Source organism: Blautia caccae, assembly GCF_040095955.1.
Lineage (GTDB): Bacteria > Bacillota > Clostridia > Lachnospirales > Lachnospiraceae > Blautia > Blautia celeris.
The window spans coordinates 68,755-76,214 of the sequence record NZ_JBBMFP010000026.1; the positions used below are offsets into that span (position 1 = coordinate 68,755).

At 44.9% G+C, this 7,460-nt stretch carries 6 protein-coding genes; 1 reads left to right on the top strand and 5 read right to left on the bottom strand.

Features of this window, described 5'->3' with window-relative positions:
• Positions 1–127: 127 nt before the first annotated feature.
• Complete coding sequence (locus tag WMO65_RS21995; protein WP_054353448.1) at positions 128–1,963, top strand: sensor histidine kinase; 1,836 nt, start codon at positions 128–130, stop codon at positions 1,961–1,963.
• A gap of 91 nt (positions 1,964–2,054) precedes the next feature.
• On the opposite strand, the gene WMO65_RS22000 is transcribed toward WMO65_RS21995, so the two are convergent.
• From WMO65_RS22000 to WMO65_RS22020, 5 genes are all read right to left on the bottom strand, one after another.
• Complete coding sequence (locus tag WMO65_RS22000) at positions 2,055–3,302, bottom strand: 6-phosphofructokinase (RefSeq protein WP_054353447.1); 1,248 nt, start codon at positions 3,300–3,302, stop codon at positions 2,055–2,057.
• Between the two features lie 139 nt (positions 3,303–3,441).
• Positions 3,442–4,725, bottom strand: coding sequence for a CapA family protein (locus tag WMO65_RS22005; RefSeq protein ID WP_148393280.1), 1,284 nt, complete (start codon positions 4,723–4,725; stop codon positions 3,442–3,444).
• Positions 4,726–4,912: 187 nt separating this feature from the next.
• Positions 4,913–5,596 (bottom strand): phosphatase PAP2 family protein, encoded by a 684-nt coding sequence (locus WMO65_RS22010; protein ID WP_148393281.1) that lies wholly within the window; start codon positions 5,594–5,596, stop codon positions 4,913–4,915.
• Positions 5,597–5,747: 151 nt separating this feature from the next.
• A complete protein-coding gene (locus tag WMO65_RS22015; protein ID WP_148393282.1) occupies positions 5,748–6,362 on the bottom strand; it encodes a helix-turn-helix domain-containing protein in 615 nt (204 codons plus the stop codon).
• Positions 6,363–6,436: 74 nt separating this feature from the next.
• A complete protein-coding gene (locus WMO65_RS22020) occupies positions 6,437–7,279 on the bottom strand; it encodes a carbohydrate ABC transporter permease (protein ID WP_033139300.1) in 843 nt (280 codons plus the stop codon).
• Positions 7,280–7,460: the final 181 nt, after the last annotated feature.

A 7,460-nucleotide genomic window follows, 5' to 3' on the forward strand; every position in this document is an offset into this window, starting at 1 on the left:
ATTCTTAGGTAAAATATATAATTATTTTTAGTTTCCCTCCCTATTTTTATCTATTTCTTCTTATCTTCTTGTATTTCTCCGCTTTTCATTCTATAATTTCAACAGATTCAATCACAGGAGAGACCTTATGAAACTACAAAATTTTTCTTACAGAACCCAGATATTCTTTTCTTCGCTTCTGCTCGTTATTCTGCCTACCATTATTCTGGGCATTGCCACAGCGAACAGAACCTCCAATGAGGTACAGGAGGATTTCAGCCGCTCCATGGACACCATCACCACCCAGGCTGACCTGACCCTGGATACCCTCCTTCAGGATGCCACTAAGGTTGCTGATCTGCACATATTGAATAAAGATATCCGGAAAGCTATGATCACCAATTACGAGGACGATCTGCTCAGCTATTCCCAGGACAGCTATCTGTTCTCCTCCCAGCTCATACAGGCCAACAGGCTGAATTCCAATGTCACTACCTGTATGTTCAAGAACCGTTACGGCTATACCTTTGATTACAATATTCCAAATGTGAAGGATCAGTACGCCATTCTGGACCACATGGACGAATGGGCAGGGACTGCGCGGAATTCTGATTACTACACGTATTTTGCCCCTGTACAGCAGTCCTCTACCGTAAAAAAAAGTATCCTTCCCATGGTAAAAGTCCTGTACGACAGCTATACTTTCAAGGAAATCGGGACCTGCTATGTGGGTATCAATTTTTCCGCAGTTGAAAACATTGCAAACTCTGCCCAGACCCAGAATAATGTTATGCTTATTTACAATGCGGACGGCGGCCTTGCCTACTCCTCTGATAAGGATTTTGTAGAAAAGGATGCTTCCCCTGAACTGAAAAAGGCCATACAGAACTTCAACCAGAAAATAACAAAAGAGAGCTCTGTACGGACTGAAAAATTAAATGTAGGGTCTGATTCCTACATGATAAACGGATGTTATAACAAAACCACCGGATGGCATATTGTGCATTTTATGAACAATTCTCTGATCACTCAGGCATACAGAAACAACCTGTACCACTATGCCGGTATTTTTCTCCTGGCAATCTTCCTGGGACTGATACTTGCCGCGCTACTGTCCAGAGGTCTGACCCGCTCCATCCGGCAGCTCTGCGAAAAAATCGATTCCAGGGATACCTCCAATTACAGCGACATAACCGTGGAGGGTCGAATATCCAACCAGGAACTGCAGAAGGTTGTACATAGCTTTAACCGCCTGAACAGCCGCCTGACCCAGAGTCTGCAGCAGAACTACCAAAGCCGTCTGAATGAACAGCAGATGCACATCCAGGTTCTGCAGGCACAGATCAATCATCATTTTCTGTATAATACCCTGAATGTGATCAAATCCCTGGCTGATATTCACAATGTCCCGGAGATCAAAACCATTGCCATGTGTATGTCCGAACTGCTGCGCTACAATCTGAAAAAGGTTCCCATCGTTCTTTTAAAAGAGGAACTCTTACAGATCCGGCGCTATATGACCATACAAAATATACGTTTTCCCGGAAAATTTTCATTTGATTATGATATTCCCGACGAATTTCTGGGACTTGAAATTCCCGCGTTTATTCTGCAGCCCTTTGTTGAAAATGCTATTGGACACGGTTTTTCCGAAAGGGAAGAAAACTGTTACATCAGCATAAGCGCTAACCTGGAAGGAAATACCCTGCACTTTCTCATCGCCGACAATGGACAGGGAATGGAAAAAAATGAATTGGAAGAGTTAGTGGATTCTCTTGACAAAGAGATAGACTTCCCTGCTGACACTTCCTCCAATCACTCCATAGGCATCAGAAATGTACAGCAGCGGATTCAGAGCTATTACGGAAAGGAATACGGACTTACTATTGACAGCTTTCCCGGACAGGGAACACTGATCGATATTGCCCTCCCTTATGGAAAGAAACCTGCTCTTCCCTGTACAGAACAGAATAAAACAGAATAAAACACCGGATGCGCCAATGCTTCCCCAAGCACCGGCGCATCCGGTTTCTATATGCATATACCTTCTCTTTTCCCCAAAATCAATAACCGTTCTATTTCCGTTTCATCTTCAGCACAAGATGTCTTGGCAGACCGTTTACCATGATCGGCTGGTAATCTCCCTGGATCAACGGTTTTACATAGTCCACAAAATCTTTTGTCACATAAGTGGCGTCCTTGTTCATCCATGCCCTCGGAACCAGTTTCTCTTCGTTGGCGATCCTGTGTACATCGTAGATACCAGTGGCGCTCATGTACGGGTCGTCGGACACACGGTCGATCACTACCATCTTGCCTGTGTCACCCTCATCTGCGGCTTTCACGGCAGCACCGCCTACCATAAATGCCTCGTCAATATCCACACGGGATGCCATATGGGAAGCACTTCTCTGGAGTGTGGAGAGTTCAACGGCCCTTGTCTTACAGCCGCACTCCGCTGCCAGGAAATTAGCCAGGTAGGTAGCGGTTCCCTGAAGCTGCTTGTGGCCGAATGCATCCACATAATCTCCCACGCTGCCAAGCTCACATACATAACGGCCGTCAGCCAGTTTGATGCCCTCTGAGACTGCGATGACGATAGAAGATTTCTTCTTCAGTAATTCTTTGACTTTATGTAAGAACCGCTCAATATCAAAGGCAACCTCCGGAAGATAGATCAGATCCGGACCGTCACAATCCTCTGTCTTTGCAAGAGCTGTGGCACCGGTCAGCCATCCGGCATTACGTCCCATGATCTCCATAATGGTAATCATGTTTTTCTTATATGTCAGACCTTGTGCATCGCGGATCACCTCTTTTGTGGATGCTCCGATATATTTGGCAGCACTTCCGAAACCGGGTGTATGGTCCGTCAGAGCCAAATCATTGTCAATAGTCTTGGGCACTCCCAGAAACTTCTGGGTCTGTCCTGTCAAAATTGCATAATCGGATAATTTCTTGATCGTATCCATGGAATCATTTCCGCCGATATAAATAAACGCATAAATATCCAGCTTATTCAGAATCCCAAATATTTTTTCATAGATTGTCTTATCTTCGTGAATCTCCGGCATTTTAAACCGGCAGGAACCTAAGAATGCGGACGGTGTTCTCTTCAGCAGCTCGATATCCAGCTCGGAATGAATCTGTGTGGAAAGGTCTACGTACTGTTCGTCCAAAAGTCCCTGAATTCCGTGAAGCATGCCGTATACCTTGTCGAAGCCTCTCTCGATCGCGTTTTTATATACGCCTGCAAGACTGGAGTTGATAACGGATGTGGGTCCACCTGACTGTCCTACAATGATATTTCTTTTTTTTGCCATTTTGCCTCGTCCTCCTTGTGTTTCATTACCACTGACGACTATTATAGCAAAAAAATCCGGAAGTAGCAAGGCCCTTCTGGATTTTTTGCATATTAATTTACATTATGTTCTTGTTTTTTTGTACTTTTTGCACAATACATCAAATTCCGTCATCATTCCCCTTTGCCTTGATCTGCGCAAAGAGGTCCTTATAATACGAAATGGAAAACTCACCCGGATTTCTCTCATTGGCTGTATGCTGGTCGGCCAACTCCTGTGTATAGTCATCCAGCTTGTAAATACCATAGGTACGGCTGTCATGATTATAGTGCATGAGCAGCGGAATAAATTCATGTTCCGGAATCTGTATGGCTCCTGTTTTTACATCCTTTTTGATCCTGATCTTTGCCATGGCTCCCAGAAGGCTTGGCAGGTCGTTCTGTGTGGAGGTAAAATTCCCCAGGGAATAATAGACGAGCATTTTATGTCCATCCTCACCGGTCAATGTCTCCATGGTACGGATCACATGGGGATGGGAACCGATGACAATGTCCACTCCCTCCTCCAGAAACAAATTCACCCACTGCCTTGTCTGCTCATCCACGTCCTGCACATATTCCTCCCCCACATGCATGACCACAATGACCACATCTGCCAATTCCTTTGCCTTTTTGATATCCCCTCTGGCCTGTCCTTCATCAAAGACATCGATCATATAGGATTTATCCTCAGCAAGAGGGATATCGTTCAGCCCGTAGGTGTAGTCAAGCATAGCCAGTTTTAAGGCTTTACACTGCACCACCGTGACGGTATCCGCGTCCTCCTGACTCTCATGGATGCCCAATATTTGGGTGTCCGGATGCTTTTCCTTCCACCATCTCATCGTATAGGCAACGGAATCCGTCCCCTTGTCCAGAATGTGATTGGTGGCATGGGCCACCACGTCAAATCCTGTATTCACCAGTGCGTCACCGAATTCCGGCGGTGTTCCGAAAGCCGGATAGCCGGATATATCCTCACGTTTTTCCACAAATACCGTCTCCTGTGTGACCAGCGCCAGATCTGCCGCCTCCACCTCTTCCTTCACAGGCTGGTAAATGGCATCATAGTTCCAGTCTCCTGACTCTCTCATGCCGGATTCCCTCATGCCCAGATGGGCGATATTGTCTCCCACTGCCAGAAAATCTATGATATTTTCTTGCTGTTCTTTTTCAAGTGCTGCTTCCTGCTGCTTCTTTTTCTCCGCAGCGGCTGCGGCGGCTTTTGCCTTTGAAAACCGGACTGCAGATACCACTCCCAAGATCACACACAGGAGCACAGCCGCGGCGATTATCCCTGTGCGTATAAACTTTTTCTTCAGTTCCTCTTCACGTTTCAGCCTGAGCGCTTCCCGTTTCCTGTCTTTTTCTCTCTCTTTTCTGCGTGCCTCTTCCAGTTCATCCATGTGTATCTCCCCTCGATTCCCCTTGTTCTCTGTCGGAACCGGTGCGGCACTTTTATGTAAATGCCGTGCCGTATCCGGCAGGTTATTTCTTTGCATGGAATAAAATATAATCTTATTATACTGTGTTTGACAGGAATTGTCTATATTTTACAACATACTATACCAAATTATTCCATTATTTTTAAGTTTACCCCTTTTGTGTGCGCCGTTTTCTTTTCTCATCTGCAAAGGACACCATGGAACTGTACAGCATAAGCATTGCACCTGAAAGTATCAAACCGCCCAGAATGTCTGTAAACCAGTGAACCCCGGATATCAGCCTTCCGGCCACAGTCACCCCCATTAAAAGGAGGGAAATGCCGTCCGCGATCTGTAACCATATCTTTTTTCCTGCAAGCAGATGGTGAAACAGCATCATGGCTGTACCCATAATGCAGATCACGATCATTGTATGGGATGAGGGATAGGATGCCTCCAGACTTTTATGAAGAATAACCGGTCTCCAATTGATCACAAAATTTTCAAATAAAATATAGACCGCCGAAACCAGAATATAATAAACACCAAGCAACAAAATGCGATAGTCAACTTGAAATAAACTCCTTCTTTTGACAAGCTGATACATTCCCAAAACAGCAAATCCGACAGCAGTCAGTACGGCAATGACACCCAGCCAGTCCGTCAAATGATACCAAAAAAGATTTACTCCGGACAATTGAAATACGAACTGATTGAGCGATGCCAGACCCACTTCCGATTCTTTCGGCCCAATGGGTTTTACATCTACTTTTGCAGTAAGAACAGTGAAGGCTGCGAACAACATAAATAAAACTACTGTTAAAATAAATTTCTTCTTATTTTTTGTACTCATCGTTTTTCCTCTTTTCTCTATAATCTAGTTTTCTGCAGACTGCACCTGTATTATTGTCCTCTCATGCCCAAAAGAGCAAGAAACCTGTCGTCACAACGCAAAAAAGCCCATGATACTTTTCGTATCACGGGCTTTTTCCCTGTATTACAGGCTATTTCATACTGCTTTTCTTTATCAGCAAAACCACTTTAACCATGAACAGCATAAATAAGAGTACAGTCACATAAGGCTCCTGGGACACGGCAAAAACCAAAATGGTCAGCGCGTGCAGCCAGATAGAACAGGTACTGCAGATATGCATTTTCCTCTCATCCTTAAAACGCTGTATCCATATCTCAAAAGCACCAAAGGCCGCCATAGATATGAGCACAATATAATAAACTGTTTTGATAACGCTGGGAATCGTCGTATTGGAAAGCAGTGTCACCATATGGATATAATCCACTTCACGCTCACCGAAAAGCGGAAGAATGAAAAAAATCAATACAGCAAGATCCAATATTCCAAACATCAAACCGTATATGGTATTGATATTTGTCCTGTTTTCCGTTTCCGCCAGGGTCAATAACTCATTGCCGGACAGCAAGTCATCTATGGATACAGAAAATAATTTTGATATGGCTTTCAGGGATTCAATATTCGGGTACCCCTTTCCGCTCTCCCACTTGGAAACAGCCGCTCTGGACACATAAAGTTTCTTCGCAAGCTGTTCCTGTGTCATATTATTCTGTTTCCTGAGCTGCTGCAGCTTTTCGTTAAATTCCATATCTGCCTCCTCCCATGCCTGATATATTTCTTCCCATATTATATACGACAGGCGGAGAAACAGCAAATATTTTCTTATCCTTTAATACCCGTGGAAGCGATCCCCTCCACATAGTATTTCTGCAGTACAATGAACATGATCAGCATGGGGATCGCCGAGATTGTCAGCGAAGCCATGATTGGTCCGTAGTTGATCGGTTTGGAGCCAAAGAATGTCTGAATCGCCAATTGGATGGTTCTCTTTTCCTCACCTGTCACCACGAGCAGAGGCCACATAAAGTCGTTCCAGTGCGCTACAAAATCAAGGATCAGCACAGTGGCATACACGGTTCCGGAAATAGGCATGACGATCCGGAAAAAGGTTTTCACCGGGCCGCATCCGTCAATGGCTGCTGCCTCTAAAAGGTCATTCGGCACATCTAGGAAAAACTGGCGGAACATATAGATGCTGAAACATTTTGCCACAAAGGGAACCACAAGCGCTGCCCACTGGTTGATCCATCCCAAGTCAGCCATCTCCCTGTACATAGGAAGCATAATGGCCTCCGGAGGAAATACCATAAGGCTGATCACCAGCGTCAGAAGAAGATTCTTCCCTTTAAACTCAAACTTTGCCAGCGCGTAACCGCAGATGGAGTTGATAAACAGATCCAGCACCACAATGACAAAGACATAAAACAAACTGTTGCAGATAAATTTCCACATGTCAATCCTCTGGAACACCTCCAGATAATTGCTCAGGGATGCTCCCGTGGGTATAAACGTACGCAGAGAATTCAGTCCCTTAAAAATACCTGCTTCCGGCTTCAGGGATGAGGATATCATCCAGATGAGAGGGGATACGAAGATCAGCGCAACCAGCGTATTCCCTATGTAAAATACTGCGTTTCCCAGACGGGTTCTCTGTTTCTGTGTCATAGTTTTCCGCTCCTTTCTAATCCGCTTTGATCAGTTTCTTCATGCCCAGTGACAATATGACCACAATGACGAAGAAAACTGCAGCCACTGCACAGGCATATCCGAATAGTGATAGGTAATTCTTTGATATTATCTCCGAATTTTCCCCCACTCTACACCGTACATGAGACTTTCACCTCAT